The 14,490-nt window shown below is 77.0% G+C and carries 10 protein-coding genes; 1 reads left to right on the top strand and 9 read right to left on the bottom strand.

What is annotated here, in order from left to right:
* Positions 1-114 precede the first annotated feature (114 nt).
* The 3 genes from ACIOJE_RS07920 to ACIOJE_RS07910 all read right to left on the bottom strand — a co-directional run bounded on the left by ACIOJE_RS07920 (position 115) and on the right by ACIOJE_RS07910 (position 3,162).
* Positions 115-1,131, bottom strand: coding sequence for an N-acetylmuramoyl-L-alanine amidase (locus ACIOJE_RS07920; protein WP_400774199.1), 1,017 nt, complete (start codon positions 1,129-1,131; stop codon positions 115-117).
* Positions 1,132-1,138: 7 nt separating this feature from the next.
* Positions 1,139-2,329, bottom strand: a complete 1,191-nt coding sequence (locus ACIOJE_RS07915) for a hypothetical protein (RefSeq protein WP_400774196.1) — start codon at positions 2,327-2,329, stop codon at positions 1,139-1,141.
* 170 nt (positions 2,330-2,499) lie between these two features.
* Complete coding sequence (locus ACIOJE_RS07910) at positions 2,500-3,162, bottom strand: class I SAM-dependent methyltransferase (RefSeq protein ID WP_400662213.1); 663 nt, start codon at positions 3,160-3,162, stop codon at positions 2,500-2,502.
* 222 nt (positions 3,163-3,384) lie between these two features.
* Between ACIOJE_RS07910 and ACIOJE_RS07905 the strand changes: the two genes are divergently transcribed.
* A complete protein-coding gene (locus ACIOJE_RS07905) occupies positions 3,385-4,473 on the top strand; it encodes an alcohol dehydrogenase catalytic domain-containing protein (protein ID WP_400774193.1) in 1,089 nt (362 codons plus the stop codon).
* A gap of 68 nt (positions 4,474-4,541) precedes the next feature.
* Here the strand turns inward: ACIOJE_RS07905 and ACIOJE_RS07900 are convergent, their stop codons facing one another.
* The 6 genes from ACIOJE_RS07900 to ACIOJE_RS07875 all read right to left on the bottom strand — a co-directional run bounded on the left by ACIOJE_RS07900 (position 4,542) and on the right by ACIOJE_RS07875 (position 14,242).
* Positions 4,542-4,715 carry a hypothetical protein gene (locus ACIOJE_RS07900; protein WP_280674760.1) on the bottom strand — a complete coding sequence of 58 codons (174 nt, stop codon included), beginning with the start codon at positions 4,713-4,715 and terminating at the stop codon, positions 4,542-4,544.
* Between the two features lie 166 nt (positions 4,716-4,881).
* Positions 4,882-6,726 (bottom strand): ATP-binding cassette domain-containing protein, encoded by a 1,845-nt coding sequence (locus ACIOJE_RS07895; protein WP_400774189.1) that lies wholly within the window; start codon positions 6,724-6,726, stop codon positions 4,882-4,884.
* A gap of 374 nt (positions 6,727-7,100) precedes the next feature.
* On the bottom strand, positions 7,101-8,756 hold the full coding sequence (locus ACIOJE_RS07890; RefSeq protein WP_400774186.1) for an ATP-binding cassette domain-containing protein: 1,656 nt from the start codon (positions 8,754-8,756) through the stop codon (positions 7,101-7,103).
* 187 nt (positions 8,757-8,943) lie between these two features.
* Positions 8,944-9,087 carry a VenA family class IV lanthipeptide gene (locus ACIOJE_RS07885; protein ID WP_159398410.1) on the bottom strand — a complete coding sequence of 48 codons (144 nt, stop codon included), beginning with the start codon at positions 9,085-9,087 and terminating at the stop codon, positions 8,944-8,946.
* A 188-nt stretch (positions 9,088-9,275) separates the two neighbouring features.
* Entirely contained in the window at positions 9,276-11,267 is a 1,992-nt protein-coding gene (locus ACIOJE_RS07880) for an alpha/beta hydrolase family protein (protein ID WP_400774184.1), read from the bottom strand.
* On the bottom strand, positions 11,264-14,242 hold the full coding sequence (locus ACIOJE_RS07875; protein ID WP_400774181.1) for a lanthionine synthetase LanC family protein: 2,979 nt from the start codon (positions 14,240-14,242) through the stop codon (positions 11,264-11,266). Before ACIOJE_RS07875 ends, ACIOJE_RS07880 begins: the two co-directional genes overlap by 4 nt.
* Positions 14,243-14,490: the final 248 nt, after the last annotated feature.

The following is a 14,490-nucleotide window of genomic DNA, read 5'->3' as shown; positions in this document are numbered from 1 at the left end:
CCTAGGCCCAACCGCACCGCCGGTGCACGGCGGGACCGGGAATGGGGCGAACTCGTTGCAAACGGCGCGGGCCGGGCGGGCCGCACACCGCCGGTCGCTCCTGTCCCAACTCCCTTACCGCGTGGTCAGATACGCCGTCAGCGCGTCGGCGATCCCCTGGGCCGCCAGCTGCCGCCACTGAGGATCCGTCATCCGCTTCGCGTCCGTCGAGTTGCGCATGTTACCGCACTCGATGAACACCTTGGGTACCGCGGACAGGTTCAGACCTCCCAGGTCGGAGCGGGTGTCCAGACCCTCGTTCGCGGTGTAGTCCGCGTACGGCTCGCCGGTCGCGGCGCGGAACCGCTCGCGCAGCAGCAGGCCGAGCCGGCGCGAGGGCTCGACGATCGCCGAGTTGTCCGCCTTCCCGGCCACCACCTTCGCCGGCAGGATCACGTGGAACCCGCTGCCGGCCGCCGGACCGCCGTCCCCGTGCACCGACAGCGCCACGTCGGCGTGCGCGGCGGCGCCGGCCCGGGCGCGCTCGTCCACGCACGGGCCCCAGGGGCGGTCGCCGTCCTGCACCAGCACCACTGCGGCGCCGCGGGCGGCCAGGATCGCGCGGGCCCGGCGGGAGACGTCCAGGGTGTACTCGGCCTCGGTGTAGCCGGAGTTGGTCTCGGTGCCGGTGGTGTCGCACTCCTTGCGGGAGTTGCCGACGTCGACCTGGCGGTTGATCTCGGTGGAGTGCGCGAAGTTGCCGGGGTTGTGGCCGGGGTCGAGCACGATGGTGCGGCCGGTGAGCGCGGTGGGGGAGACCGGGGCGGCGGGGCCGGCGGCGGACGGGGTGTCCGACGGGGCCGGGGCGGGGGTGCCGGGTGCGGCGCTGTCGGGCGCGGTCCCGGGTGCGGTGGTCCCGGGTGTGGCGGTCTCCGGCGTACCGGTCCCCGGGGTGGGAGTGCCGGGCACGGTGGGGCCGGACTGCGCGGCCGGTGCGGTGGTTGGTGCGGCGGTGCTGCCCGCCGGGCCGGAGCCGTCGAGGGCCTGCCAGCCCAGCCAGCCCGCCAGGCAGAGCGGAACGGCCGCGCCCACCACCGTGGTGGTGCGCAGCAGGGTGGAACGGCGGGGCGGTCGAGCGGTCGGGCCGGTCACGAGCGGGTCAGATCCTGTCCTGGGTGCGCGGGGTGAGGCCGTAGGTGTCGGCGATCGGCTTCCACTTGCCCGCGAAGTCCTTCTTCGCCTGGGTGGCCTGCGGGTTGAGCTCGTCGGCGCGCTTCTTGTCGGCGGTGGTCGGGGCCGAGCCCGAGCAGCCCTGGCCGGCGACCGCCCGCGCCCAGCTCGCGTACGCCCGGTCTATGTCGGCCGACAGCTGCCAGGCGGACTTCAGCGACGCCACCGCGTCCGCGCCGCCCGGCACGTCGGAGGCGCTCAGCCCGGCGAGCTTGCGCAGCAGTTCGTCGCGCTGCTTGGCGCCGTTGTCGAACACCTGCGCCGCGCTCTCGATGTCGGGCTTCGCCGGGCAGCTGATCACCTTGGCGACCGCGCTGCCGATCGGGGCCTTCGCGCTCTCGCCCTGGGTGAGCAGGTCGTCCAGCGCCTGCGCCTGGGTCTTGGCGTTGGCACCGGCGCCCGAGGCGGTGGGGCTCGGGGTCGCGGCGGGCGAGGCCGGGTCGGTGGCGCCCGGCGCGGCGTCCGTGCCGGTGGGCGCCGGGACCGGCTGCGGGTTCCCGCCGGGTGTCGTGACGGCGGCGGACGGAGCGGGCGCGGCCTGGTCCTTCTTGTCGCCGCCGCCCTTGGCGGCCCACAGCAGGCCGCCGCCGACCGCCACCACCAGGAGCAGCGCGAAGCCGATCAGTAGCGGCGCCTTCCGGTTGACGGGGCGGTCCTCGTCGTCCGGGTCCGCGTAGCCGGTGGGGTAGTCGGGGTGGTCGGCGGGCTGGCCGGGCTGGGCCGGGTACGGGCCGGCGGCTTGGCCGTACGGGGGCTGCGGCGGGCCGGCGGGCGGCTGTGGCGGGTACACGTAGCCGGGGCCGGGGGCCTGCGCGGTCACGTGGGAGGGGAACGGCGCGGGCGGCGGCACGGACGGCGGTCGCGGGGCGGTGGGGAAGCCGGCTGCGGCCGGGGCTTCGTGGCCGGGGGCGGCGGCCAGGTACGGGCGGGCGCCCAGCGGCGGGCCCTGGTCCCCGACCGCGCCGGGGGTGGGCTGCGGTGCGGCGGGCTGGGGCTCGGTGGGCTGCGGGCCGGTGGGCTGGGGTTCGGCGGGGCGCTGCGGGCCGCGGACCCAGCCGCCCGCGCCGCCGCGGGCGGTGGGATCCCAGACCGCCGGAGCGGTGTTGTGCTGGTCCGTCATGTGCCGCTAGCCCCCACCGTCCGCCGATGCTCTGCCTGGTGCTGCGCGGACACCGTACCGTTCGAACCCCCGCCCGACAGCTCCGGCACGACGTTAGAGCATCCGGGCAGGGCTGTGGGGCCGCTCGGAGGATCGGGCGGCCCGGGAGGTTCGGCGGTCGGTGGCGCCCGTCAGCGCCCGTCGGCTCCGGCCCGGCGCAGGACGCGCAGCGAGCCCGTCACCGAGACCTCCTCGAAGCCCTCGGCCAGCGCCCGCAGGTACACCCGGTACGGGGCCTGGCCGCCGTCCGCCGGGTCCGGGAACACGTCGTGCACCACCAGCAGCCCCTCCGGTGCCAGGTGCGGGGCCCAGCCCTCGTAGTCGCCGGTCGCGTGCTCGTCGGTGTGACCGCCGTCGATGAACACCAGGGCCAGCGGCCGTCCCCACAGCGCCGCGATCCGCGGCGAGCGGCCCACCAGGGCCACCACGTGCTCCTCCAGCCCGGCCGCGTGCAGCGCCCGGCGGAACCGCGGCAGGGTGTCCATCAGCCCCACCTCCGGATCCACCAGTGTCGGGTCGTGGTACTCCCAGCCGGGCTGCTGCTCCTCCGAGCCGCGGTGGTGGTCCACCGTCAGCGCGACCGTCCCCGCCTCCCGGGCCGCCGCCGCCAGCAGGATCGCCGAGCGGCCGCAGTAGGTGCCGATCTCCAGCACCGGCAGCCCGGTGCGCCGCGCCGCCGTCACCGCCGCCGCGTACAGCGCCAGCCCCTCGTCCACCGGCATGAACCCGGTGGCCGCCTCGAACGCCGCCAGCACCTCGGGCGCCGGGCGGGCGCTCTCCAGCAGGTCGGACATGCGGTGCTCCTCGGGCTCGGGACGTCCAGGACGTGGGCGGACGTGCTCGCCCCGGACCCTACTCGACGGTAGGCCCGCCGGCACCGGCAGGGCCACGCCCCCACGGCCGGCCTCCGGCGCCGGGGCGGGCGGGGTGTTCTGGAACGTGTTCTAGTCGGCTCGCGCGGCCCGTGCCAGAATCGGCCCCGACCGCGGAAACCGAGGCACACCGGGAGCAGTTCCATGCGCGCAGCCGTCCTGCACAAGACCGGCCAGGACACCCTCGACGTCCGGGAGGACGTGATCGCGGTCGGCTTCGGGCCGGGCACCGTACGGGTCCGGATGCGTGCGGCCAGCCTCTGCCACTCCGACCTCTCCGCGATGAGCGGCGTCCTGCCGCAGCCCGCGCCGTTCGTCCCCGGGCACGAGGGTGCCGGGGAGGTCGTCGAGGTCGGCGAGGGCGTGCCCGGCCTCGCCCCCGGCGACCGGGTGGTGCTCTGCTGGATGGCGCCCTGCGGCCGTTGCGCGCACTGCGAGCGGGGCCGCGGCCACCTCTGCATCGCCAGCCTGCGGCGGCTCGGCGCCCCCGGTTTCCGCTTCGAGCAGGGCGGCGCGGCGGTCGAGGCCTCCGGGTTCTACGGCACCGGGGCGTTCGCCGAGGAGGTCGTGGTCGCCGCGGACGCCGTCATCAAGGTGCCCGCCGACCTGCCGTACGAGGCCGCCGCGCTGATCGGCTGCGGGGTGACCACGGGCGTCGGCGCCGCCGTCAACACCGCCCGGGTCGAGCCCGGCGCCTCGGTCGCGGTGATCGGCGCGGGCGGGGTCGGGGTCGCCACCGTGCAGGGCGCCCGGGTCTGCGGCGCCGCCAGGATCACCGTCGTCGACCCGGTCGCCTCGCGCCGCGAGCGGGCGCTGGCCTTCGGCGCGACCGAGGCGATCGCCCCCGAGGAGCTCAGGGCGGCGGCGAAGGGCCTGCCCGGCGGCGGCTTCGACTACGTCTTCGAGGCGGTCGGCCGGGCCGCCACCGTCCGGGCCGGCTACGACGCGGCCCGGCGCGGCGGCGCCGTCGTGGTGATCGGCGCCGGCGCGCAGGACGACCTCGCGCAGTTCACCATGGGCGAGCTGTTCTTCAACGAGAAGCGCCTGCTGCCCTCGCTCTACGGCGGGGCGCCGGTGGCGCGCACGATCGCGCTGGTCGTCGACCTGTGGCGGGCCGGGCGGATCGACCTCGACGGCATGATCACCCACCGCGTCGCCCTGCCGGACGTCAACGAGGCGATCGCCCAGATGCGCAGCGGCGAGGCGCTGCGGACGGTCGTGATGCTGGGCTGAGCCGCTTCGCGGCCCGACGGCGTGCGGGCCCGCCGGGGATGTTCCCCGACGGGCCGGTGCGGGTGTACTCAGCCCCGGTCCGCCGCGGCGCGGTGCCGGCCGTGCGGGTCGGCCTCGGGCCTGTCGTCGGCGGCGGACCGGCCGCGGTGCCGGCCGTGCGACGCGCTGTCCTCGGCCGTGCTCTCGTCGGCGTCGGTCCCGTTGGCCGCGGGTCCGGTGGTGTCGGTGAGGGTGTCGGACATCTGAAATCGTCTTTTCCGTGCGGAGGGTGCAGGTCATCGGCGCCCGGCCGGCGCTGTCCGCGCGCGGTCGGGTCCCCGATCGGGCGCTCGGTACGCGCCACAGCCGGTGATCGCGGCCCGTGCCCCGGCCACCATAACGGCCGGAACGGAGGAGATCCTATCGAGATCATGACGCGTGCCCTGCGGTCGAGCCCAGCCAGTGACCCGCCAACTCGCGGTACAACGGGGACAGCACCTGCAGATCGCCGTGCCGGGCGAGCAGCCCCCGTCCGCCGTCCAGCAGCAGCACCCGGTCCGCGCGCAGGGCCGAGCTGATCCGGTGCGCGACCACGACGAGCGTCCCGGGCCGGGCGGCGAAGGCCCGCTCGACCCGCTCCTCCGCGCCAGCGTCCAGGTGACAGGTCGCCTCGTCCAGCACCACGACCGGCGCCGGGGACAGGTACGTCCGCACCAGCGCGAGCAACTGCCGCTCCCCACCCGACAGCACGCCCGGATCGCGCAGGACGGCGTCCGGCCCGCCCAGTCGCGCGACCAGCTGACCGGCGCCCAAGGTGGCTACGGCGTCGGCCAGTTGATCGTCCGTGGCCCCCGGGGCGAGCCAGGAGAGGTTGTCCCGCAGCGGCCCCGGGAACACGTACGCCTCCTGCGGTACCAGCGCCACCAGCCGGGCCCGCTCCGCACCTGCCAACCCGGCCGGCCGTACCCCGCCCACCGTCACGGCCCCGTCCGTCGGCGCCAACACGCCGGCCAGCAGGCCCGCCAGCGTCGACTTTCCCGCCCCGCTCACGCCCACCACGGCCACATGCTCTCCGGCCCCGAACCCGGCCTCCAGCCCCTCCAGCACCGCCGCCCCGGCGCCGCCGTGCCCGTACCGCAGCCCGCTGATCCGCACCTCCGGAGCCCGGCCCGCCACTGCACCACCGGGTGGGGCGGGCGGGGCGCCCGCCGCTGCGGCGGGGGTGGCCGGGGGGCCCGCCGTGCTTTCCGCGCTGGGCAGTGGGGCGTGCGTCTGCGCACCCGCGCCCGCAGCTGAGGGGCGGACACCGCCGACGGTCGTTGCGACCGGGGCGTCGCTCGTGGTGCCGGCCAGGCGGTCCAGGACGACGGCGAGGCCGAGGAGCCAGCCGCCGACCGTGCCCGCCAATGTCCGTACAGCCGGGTCGAGTTGCTGGAGCAGGTAGGTGGCGACGCCGAGCAGTTCGCCGGGGGTCAGGGCGTCGCGGGACAGCAGCCACGGTGCGGCGGCGAGGACGGCCAGTACGGGCAGCCGACCGCCGAGTGCCACGACCAGCGCGCGCAGGGCCGAGGCCCGGCCCAGGGCGCGGGAAGCCGCGGCGCTCGCTCGGGCGGCGTCGGTCAGCGCCTCGGTGACCCGCTCCTGCGTGCCCGTCGCCTGCACGTCGCGCAACCCGTGCAGCGCCCGGTCCGCCTCGGCGGCCAGTCGCTCCTCGGCCAGGACGACCGCCCTCCGCCGCGCCACCAGCGGGCGCAGCAGGCGGGCGAAGAGCAGCCCGGCGGCGAGCAGCGGCAGCAGGACCAGCGGTAGGACGGCGGGCGAGAGCAGCGCCAGGCCGACCAGGGCGGCGGCCAGGGTGACCCCGACGCCGCGCAGGGTGCGCAGCAGGGTGGCGGTCAACTGCCGCGCGGACTCCACCTGTTCGGTGAGCCGGGCGACCTCGGCCGGGTCCGCCGAGGGCCGGGCGAGCGCACTGTGGACCACCCGCTCGACCAGGGCGTCCCGCAGCGGCTCCACCACCCCCGCCAGGTGCGGGAACCCGGCCCGTGCCGCGTACGCCCGGAAGGCCATGGCGGCACCGAACCCGGCCAGCCAGGTCACCCCGACCCCCGGCCGCCCCACCAGGAACCCCTGGTCGACGGCGGCCGACACGAGCAGCCCGGACAGCAGCGGTGGCAACGCCTCCACCCCGGACCACGCGAGCAACCGGAGCAGCGGCGCACGCGTGACGGCGAGCTGCCGGAACAGCAGCCCCCACCCGGGGGAGCCGGACACGGGAAGTCGACACCGCCGACTTCCCACGCCGACCCGACGAGCACCCGCCGCTGCCGACTGCGTTGCGGGACGTCGATGCCGTCGACTTCCCGGGCCGGGCGATTGGCCTGTGCCGCCCCGGCGGCCCCGGCGGATTCCCGCTACCGCCGCTGGTTGCGGCACGGGATGTCGGTGGCGCCGACTTTCGATTGTCGGGCTTGGGGGTGCGGCGGGTTCGGAGGGCTGTATCGGAAGTCGGTCTGGCCGACCTTCTGTGCAGGGCGGTGCCGCAGGTTGGTCCGGTAGCGGCGGCGGGGGCGCTGGGGTGGGCGGCGCCGGAAGTCGCTCGGGCCGACCTTCGGTGTGGCCGCCGGGCGGGGTGCGGTGGCGGGCCATCAGGCGGTGGCTGCTTGGAGGGTGGTGTCGGACAGGGCGGCGCGGTAGTCGGGATCGGTGAGGAGCGCGGTGTGCGGGGCGAGGGCGCGGAGGCGGCCGGCTTCGAGCCAGGCGACGAGGTCGGCGCGGGCGGCGACGCCGGCGCGGTGGGCGACCACCAGGCGGGTGCGGCCGAGGGTGGCGCGGTCGAGCGCCTCGGTGACCTGGTACTCGGTGGCGAGGTCCAGGCCCGAGGTGGCGTCGTCGAGGACGACCACCCGGGCGGGCTGGCCCAGTAACCGGGCCAGGCCGAGGCGTTGCAGTTCACCGCCGGACAGCCTGAGGTCGTCGAGCGGGGTGTCCCAGCCCCGGGGAAGCCGTCGCAGGAAGCCGTCCGCCCGGGCGGCCGCCGCCTCGGCTGGGCCGGCGCCGGCCAGCGCGTCGCGAACCGTACGGCCGACCAGTGCGGGCCGGGCGAAGGCGTAGCCGACGGCGTGCCGCAGCTCGGACGGGGCGAGCGCGTCCACCGGTACGCCGTCGATCAGCACGGCGCCCTCGTCGGGGTCGCGCAGCCGCCCGGGCAGCGCGGCCAGCAGGGACTTGCCGGAGCCGGAGCGCCCCACCAGCGCGACCGTACGGCCGCCGGGGACGGTCAGGTCGAGCGGGCCGAGCAGCACCCGGTCGTTGTCGCGCACCACCACGCCGCGCAGCACCACCTCCCCACGGCCGCCCGCCGGGAGGGCGGCCGTACCGGGTTCGGCGGGCCGGAGCGCCAGCAGTTCGTCGGCCCGGCCCTGCCCGGCCCGCGCGTGCGCCACCCCGACCAGCGCCTCGACCTGCTCGAACAGTCCCGCGCCGAGCGCCGCCCAGCCGGCCGCCGCGGCGAGCGCCCCGGGGGCCAGGGCGCCGCGCGCGAGGAGCGCTCCGGCGGTGGCGAGCACCGCCACCTCGACCACCGCGATCAGCAGGGTGGCTTGCCAGGCGGTGCGCCGCTGCGCCGCCCAGAGCGCGTGCCCGGCGGCGGACAGTTCCGGCAGTGGCGCGAGCACCCGTGCCGCCTCGCGCTGTTCGGCGCCGGCGGCGTGGATGCTGCGCAGTCCGGTGAGGGCGCCGCTCAGCCGGGCGGCGAGGTCGGCCTGGACCGCCTGGTAGCGGGCGAACACCGGCCCGGCCTCGCGCAGGAAGAGCCTGATCAGCACCACGCCGGGCACCACGCCCGCGAAGAAGGCGAGCGCCAGCCACGGCGACAGCAGCCCGAGTCCGACGATCGCGCCCGCCGAGGTGAGCAGCGCGGTGGCTGCGCCGAGGACGGCGGGCAGCCGGCCGCCCGCGTCGCCGGCGGAGCCCAGCAGCCGGGCGGCCAGGTCGCCGGGCGGCGGTCCGTGGCGGAGCCGGCCGCCCGGCCCGAGGGCGAGCAGGTGGCGGACGAGGCGTCCGCGCAGGGCGGCGGTGGCCTCGGCGGAGCAGGCCGGTCCGGCCGCGGCGGCGGTGGCGTTGGCGGCGGCGGCCACGCCCAGCACGAGGGCGAGCCGGACGAAGGCGCCGGGCCCGGGCCGGTGGCCGAGGGCGGCGTCGACGGCCGCGGCGAGGACGGCGGGCAGGGCGAGCGTGGTGGCGGCCTCGACCGGCAGGGCGATGCCGAGTGCGAGGGCCCAACTGGTGGGGCGGCGGGGCAAGTCGAAGCTCCCGTCGGGATGTCGGGATGTCGGGATGTCGGGACGTCGGGACGTCAGGTCGGCCGGAGCGGCCGGAGCGGCCGGAGCGGTCGGAGCGGTCGGGCCGTCGGCCGGTCGTGGGAAACGGACGGTGCCGTCCCTGCCTGTCCGGACAGGCAGGGACGGCACCGGCGGCTCACCGCCTGGATCAGCTGTTGGTGAAGATCAGGCAGGTCAGGATGAGACAGGTGTACTGGCAGCCGGCGCCGTGGCCGGTCAGCTCGACGGACTCGGTCTCCGGCAGGTCCTGCAGCGCCGCGAGGTCGGTCTCGAAGTCCACCATGTTCTCCATGATCGGGTTCCTCCCCTGGAACTACGCCCGCCGCGATCTGCCTGCGGGCATCGGGTATCGCTCCCCGGGCGGCTCGGTCCGCCGCACCGGGGTGGTGCCCCGGGCCGTGGGGCCCGGGAGTCTGGGTGTCGAAATGTCGAGATGTCGAGTTGCTGCGGTAGCGAGCCACCGCGGCGCCGGGGCTCAGGTCACCCCGGTCGGCCGGTCCGCAGGAACGCGGCCAGCAGCTCGTGCAGCACGGCCGCGCCCTCCTCGGCGAGCACCTCGTGACCGGAGCCGGCCGCCTCGACGTACCGGAAGTCCGCGCCCTCGACCCGGCCGATCCGCAGCAACTCGTGCCGTAGCGACCGGGATTGGCTGACCGGGACGACCTCGTCCCGGTTGCCGTGCACCACCAGCAGCGGGGCGCTCAGCCGGTGCGCCAACTGCAGCACGTCGCGCGGGCCCCGGGCGTCGGCGATCGGATCGCCGCCGCCCAGCCGGGTGGCCAACGCCCGTACGGGGGAGGCCGCTTCGGCCAGCAGCCGGGCGCCGGACAGGAACGGCGCGACCACCGCGCAGCGGGACACCTGCTCGGCCGGCGCGTGCGCGGCCGCCAGCAGCGCCAGGAACGCGCCGTAGCTGACCCCGAACAGAGCGGGCGGCTCCAGGCCGAGCGCCGCGCGCTGACCCGCGATGCCGTCCAGCAGGTACAGGACGTCGTCCAGGTCGGGCCCGCCCCAGGCGCCCCGGATGGCCATCGCGTGCGCCACCCCGTAGCCGGTGGAGCCGCGCTGGTTCGGCGCGACCACCGCCAGACCCTCGGCGGCCATCCGCTGCAACGCCGGGTCGAACTCCAGCCGCCAGGCGTCCGCCGGGCCGCCGTGCAGCGCCAGCACCAGGCGCGGGCTGCTCAGCCAGGCATCCCCGCCGTACACCACGGCCTCCAACGGCCCGGCCGGACCGGCGAGTTCGAGGCTCTGGGCAGGCTGCCAGCGGCCGCCGTCCCCAGGCTCGGTGCTGCCGTCCACGCGCCAACCCGGTGGCGGGGTCCGGGAGATGCGCGGCCCACCCGGCTGCCAGGGCAGGGCGGTGTCCCGCCACGGACCGGGCAGGCCGGAGCTCAGCGGGGCCAGTTGCAGCGGCAGCGGCATCGGGCCGGACGCGGCCGTCGCCGGGCCGTGCGCCAGCAGCGCGTCCACGTCCAGGGCGGCCAGCGCCGCCGGGTGGTCGGGCGAGGAGTACGGAAGCCGCAGCGCCGCCTCGTCCCAGTGTCCGACCGCGCCGAGCCGACCGGGCGGCACCGGCAGCGGGTCCAGCCGACCGGCGGAGGGCCGCCACAGGGCGAGCGCGGAGCCGGCGCCGTGGTCGACCTGCACCGCCACCCGCGGGCCGTCCGCCGTCTGTCGCAGCGCGACCGGTCGCAGGAACATGCCCGCGACGTGCAGACACTCCGGGAACCGCAGCGGCGCCCCGCCGCCGAGCACGCCCCAGCCGAGCCGGTCGGTGCCCGGCGCGTCGCTGCGCACCATCGCGAACCGGGAGTCCGGGTCGAACAGCACCAGCCGGTCGTTGCTGCGCTCGCCGATCTCCAGCAGCGGGGTGGTCACGCCCCTGCGCAGGTCCAGCACCACGCTGCGGACGAGCCCCGCGTTCACCCGGTCCAGCGACAGCAGCAGTCCGGCGTGGTCCAGCCAGGCGCCGCCGCCGTGCAACCCCGGGATCTCGGCGACCTGTTCGGGCTCGCTGCCGTCCGTCCGCACCAGCCATGCGGTGGTTGCCGGGCGGGTGTCCGTGCCGAGGGCGAGTGCCACCGGCGTCCGCGGACCGGCCCCCGGGGCCGCCGGGAGCGGCAGCAGCCGCAGCCCGGGCATCCGGATCGTGGCCAACTGCTGCTCCACGGCGGCGTTTTCGCCGTACGAGAGATGGACCAGGTCGTGCCGCTCGCCGTCGTGCCGGCAGACCAGCACCGAACCGTCCGGCAGTGCGACCAGTTGCGAGCGCAGGCTCTCCGACCGGTTGCCGGACAGCGGCAGCGCCAGCGGCGTGGCCGGACCGCCGTTCGAGGGCAGCCGCCAACTCTCCACGTACCAGCCGCCGTCGGCGGCCGAGGCCAGGCAGGCGGCGTGACTGCCGTCGGTGGCGAAGGTGAAGCTCAGCCTGCGCAGCGCCTGCGCGACGGTCCGGGTGGCCACGTTCACGTCCCGCTCACCCCGCTTGCCGTGCAATGGAGTTGGTGCACGTCGGGCGACACCGGATCCACCCACGGCCGGGGGCCGCCGTGCCGCAGTCGCAGCAGGAAGGCCAGCGCGCCTGCCGTGCCGGTGCCGTAGCCGGCCGCGCAGCCCGTCCCGGTCTCGTCCGGCAGCACCAGCAGGCCGTCCCGCAGCGCAGATCGAGCGGCGATCAGCTGCGCCAACTCCTCGGCACCGGTACGGAATTCAGGCTCGCCGAGAGCATCGGCGAGATCGAGCAGGTACTCGCCGTCGCCGGCCAGCCCGTGGCAGGCGCTCACCCCGCCGTGCCAGCGCCCGGCCAGTACGGCCCGCCCGGCGGCCAGCGCCAGGCCGTGCGCCGTGGTGTCGCCGGTGGCCCGCCAGAGCCGGAGCAGGAAGCTGCCCGCACCGGATGAACCGCTGCACCAGTGCGACAGCCGGACGCTCTCCGGATCGCCCGCGCTCTGCGGCCACCAGGCGCTCTCGTGCGGCGCGTCCCAGCGGACGGTCGCGGCGAGCGTGTGCCCGGCCTCGACGGCGCCGGCCAGCAGCGTCCGGTCGCCGGTCGCCTCGGCGGCGGCCAGCAGGAAGGCGCCCACGCCGGCCACGCCGTGCGCGAAACCGAGATGGGTGATCCCGGCGAGTGCCGAGTCGAAGTCCGCCGGCACCGGCCACACCGTCCCGCACGGCTCGCGCCGGGCGGCGGCGAGCAGGGCGCGGCCGCAGCGGGCGGCGCGGGCCAGGAAGGTCGTATCGCGGGAGTCGTCAGGGGTGAGGCCGTCGCCGGTGATGCCGTTCGCTCCGAAATCATCGGCGGCGAAGCGGAGTTGGGTGAATCCGGCACCGGCCGCGCCATGGCAGACATCGGGGTTCGGCCACTCGACGGCGATCCGCCGGGCGAGCGCGGCGGCACGGTCGGCCAGCTCGTCGTCGTGCAGTGCCCGGGCGGCGTCCAGCAGCGCCCAGGCCGTGCCCGACCGCCCGAAGTGCAACCCGGGCAGTATCACCGGCTCGGCGGCCAGCCGCCGCTCGATCCACCCGGCGGCCGTCCGCGCCGTCCGCGCGGCCTCCGCCCGCACCTCGTCCGGCAGCCCGTCCGTTACCGCCGCCCGCGCCAGCACGGCCAGCACCCCGGCGGCGCCGTGCTGCACGTTGCACGGATCCGTCCGCTCCCCGGCGGGCACGACCGGCCACAGCCGGTCCCGCCGCTGTGGCGTGGCGGTGGCGGCCAGGTGCCGCAGGCCGTCGTGCAGCACGCGGTCGAGCACGGCGGTCGGCGCGACCTCGGCCGGGCCGGAGCGCGCGTCGCAGGACCGTTCGCTGGGCGTGATCCGTCGGGTCGGGGCGTGCCACAGGGGAGTGACGGCGGCGGGTGCGTCAGCCGCCGGCCCGCGACCGTCGGCGGCCTGCACGCCACCGGTGGTCGCGGCACGGTTGCTGCCGACCCCGCCGCCGTCGGTCTGTCCGGCGCTTGCGGCAGCGGCTGCGGCCATCGCCGGGACGCCCGGCGCGCTCGTCGCCGGGTCGCCCACTGGGCCGCGTCCCATGGCCGGTCCGCTGCCGCTGCCCGTCGCCGGGTCGCCCACCACACCCCCGCCCGCCAGCTCCGCCCGGACCTGGGCGAGGCTCCACCGCTGTCCCGGCTCCTCTGCCCGGAGGCCGAGGACGGCGGGGGCGAGGCGGCGGGCGGTGGTTCCGGTGCGGGCGGCGAGGGTGAGCCAGCGGCCGAGGCGTTCGGCGACCGGGCGGGCCTGCGGGAGGTCGTCCGGGAGCAGTGGGTCGTGGCCGGTGGCGAGGAGGAAGAGGAGACCGCCGAGGGCGTACCGGTCGACGGCCGGATCGGCGACGCAGGTCCCGGCGCCGGTGGGGCCGGCCACGAGGGCGAGCCGGCCCGACCCCTGTTCGGGGGCGCGGTAGCCGGGGGTGCCGGCGGATCCGGCGGGCCGACCGGTCTCGGCGGCGAGTTCGAGGTCGACGAGCCGGAGGCCGCCGTCGGGGCGGACCATCACATTGCCGGGGGAGAGGTCGCGCAGGACGAGCCCTTGGGCGTGCACCTGCTCGACGAGGTCGAGGAGCGCGTGCGCGACCGGCCCGGCTTCGGCCCAATCGACGTCGGGGCTGCCGTCGCGCCGCAGTCGGGTGGCGACCCAGGCGCCGAGCGGCTGCCCGGCGATTCGTTCCTGCACGAGGAAGACGGAGTCATCCTGTTCGATCAGTTCGATCGGGTGGGGGGCCAGTCCCTGTCCTTCCAGCCGGGCCAGCAGCGCGGCCTCGTGCCGCAGCGCGTCTCGGGCGTCGGTGCCGGCCCGGTCGACCTCGATGTGGGCGCGGGCCTGCTTGACCACGACCTCGCCGCCGCCGACGGCCTCCCGGCCGAGGAACACCCCGCCCTTGGCGCTGTGCCGTAGCGCGGCGGTGATCGCGTACCGCCCGGCGAGCAGCACGCCGCCGCGCTTGGCCGCTCCGGAACGGGCAGTCCTCAGCGCATCCGGAGGCTCCAGCGGGTCCCGCGCCCAGGACGGCGCCCGGTAGGAGGCGCCACGCACGTCCTCGGCCCGCTGCCCGTCCGGCCCGCGCAGCACCGACCGGTACTCCCCGTCGTGGCCCAGCTCGGCGCGGGCCGCGAAGGTGCCGTACCGGTAGTGCACCCGGCTGCCGGGTCGGTACGGGCGGTCGGAGAGCACGACGGGCCCGGGCAGCCCGGTGGTGGCCCGGTCGAGTGCGGCGGCCAGCCGCCGGAACTGCGCGTCGTCGGCCGGGTAGACGGTGATGAACTTGCCCGCCGAACCTCGGTCGCTGTTGCGGGAGTTGAGTTCACGCAGGCGCTCCTCCCCGGCGGCGAACTTGAAGGTGCACGGGTCGTCGGCGAGGACCCGTGTGACGGCCGCGAGCACCGCCTCACCCACGGCCGAGGCCGCGCTGACGTGGAGCTTCCACCCCTGCCCCGGCAGCGACCCCACATCCGAAGAGCCCACATCCGAAGAGCCCACATCCGAAGAACCCGACCCCGAAGAGCCCGACGCGGGCGGCCTGGCCGTGCACCAGAAGCCCTCGACGGCGACCTCCCAGTCACCGCCGCCTCCCCGGGCGCCGGCACCCGCCAGCGCCGCCCGCGTCGTCTCCGGCCACGGTCCGGCCGCATCCGGCCCGTGGCCCGCCGATTCCCCGCCCCCGGCCGTACGCAGCGATGTGCCCGCCTCCATTCGCC

Origin of the sequence: Kitasatospora sp. NPDC087861, from assembly GCF_044742585.1 — a bacterium.
GTDB lineage: Bacteria > Actinomycetota > Actinomycetes > Streptomycetales > Streptomycetaceae > Kitasatospora.
The sequence above is the reverse complement of the archived record's forward strand: the minus strand, read 5'-3'. Positions and strand labels throughout refer to the sequence as shown.

Excerpts from the sequence above, each read along its gene's own strand:
- ACIOJE_RS07900 (WP_280674760.1), bottom strand. The coding sequence starts at position 4,715 with ATGTCCGACACCCTCACCGACACCACCGGACCCGCGGCCAACGGGACC.
- ACIOJE_RS07905 (WP_400774193.1), top strand. The coding sequence starts at position 3,385 with ATGCGCGCAGCCGTCCTGCACAAGACCGGCCAGGACACCCTCGACGTC.
- ACIOJE_RS07915 (WP_400774196.1), bottom strand. The coding sequence starts at position 2,329 with ATGACGGACCAGCACAACACCGCTCCGGCGGTCTGGGATCCCACCGCC.
- ACIOJE_RS07885 (WP_159398410.1), bottom strand. The coding sequence starts at position 9,087 with ATGGAGAACATGGTGGACTTCGAGACCGACCTCGCGGCGCTGCAGGAC.
- ACIOJE_RS07910 (WP_400662213.1), bottom strand. The coding sequence starts at position 3,162 with ATGTCCGACCTGCTGGAGAGCGCCCGCCCGGCGCCCGAGGTGCTGGCG.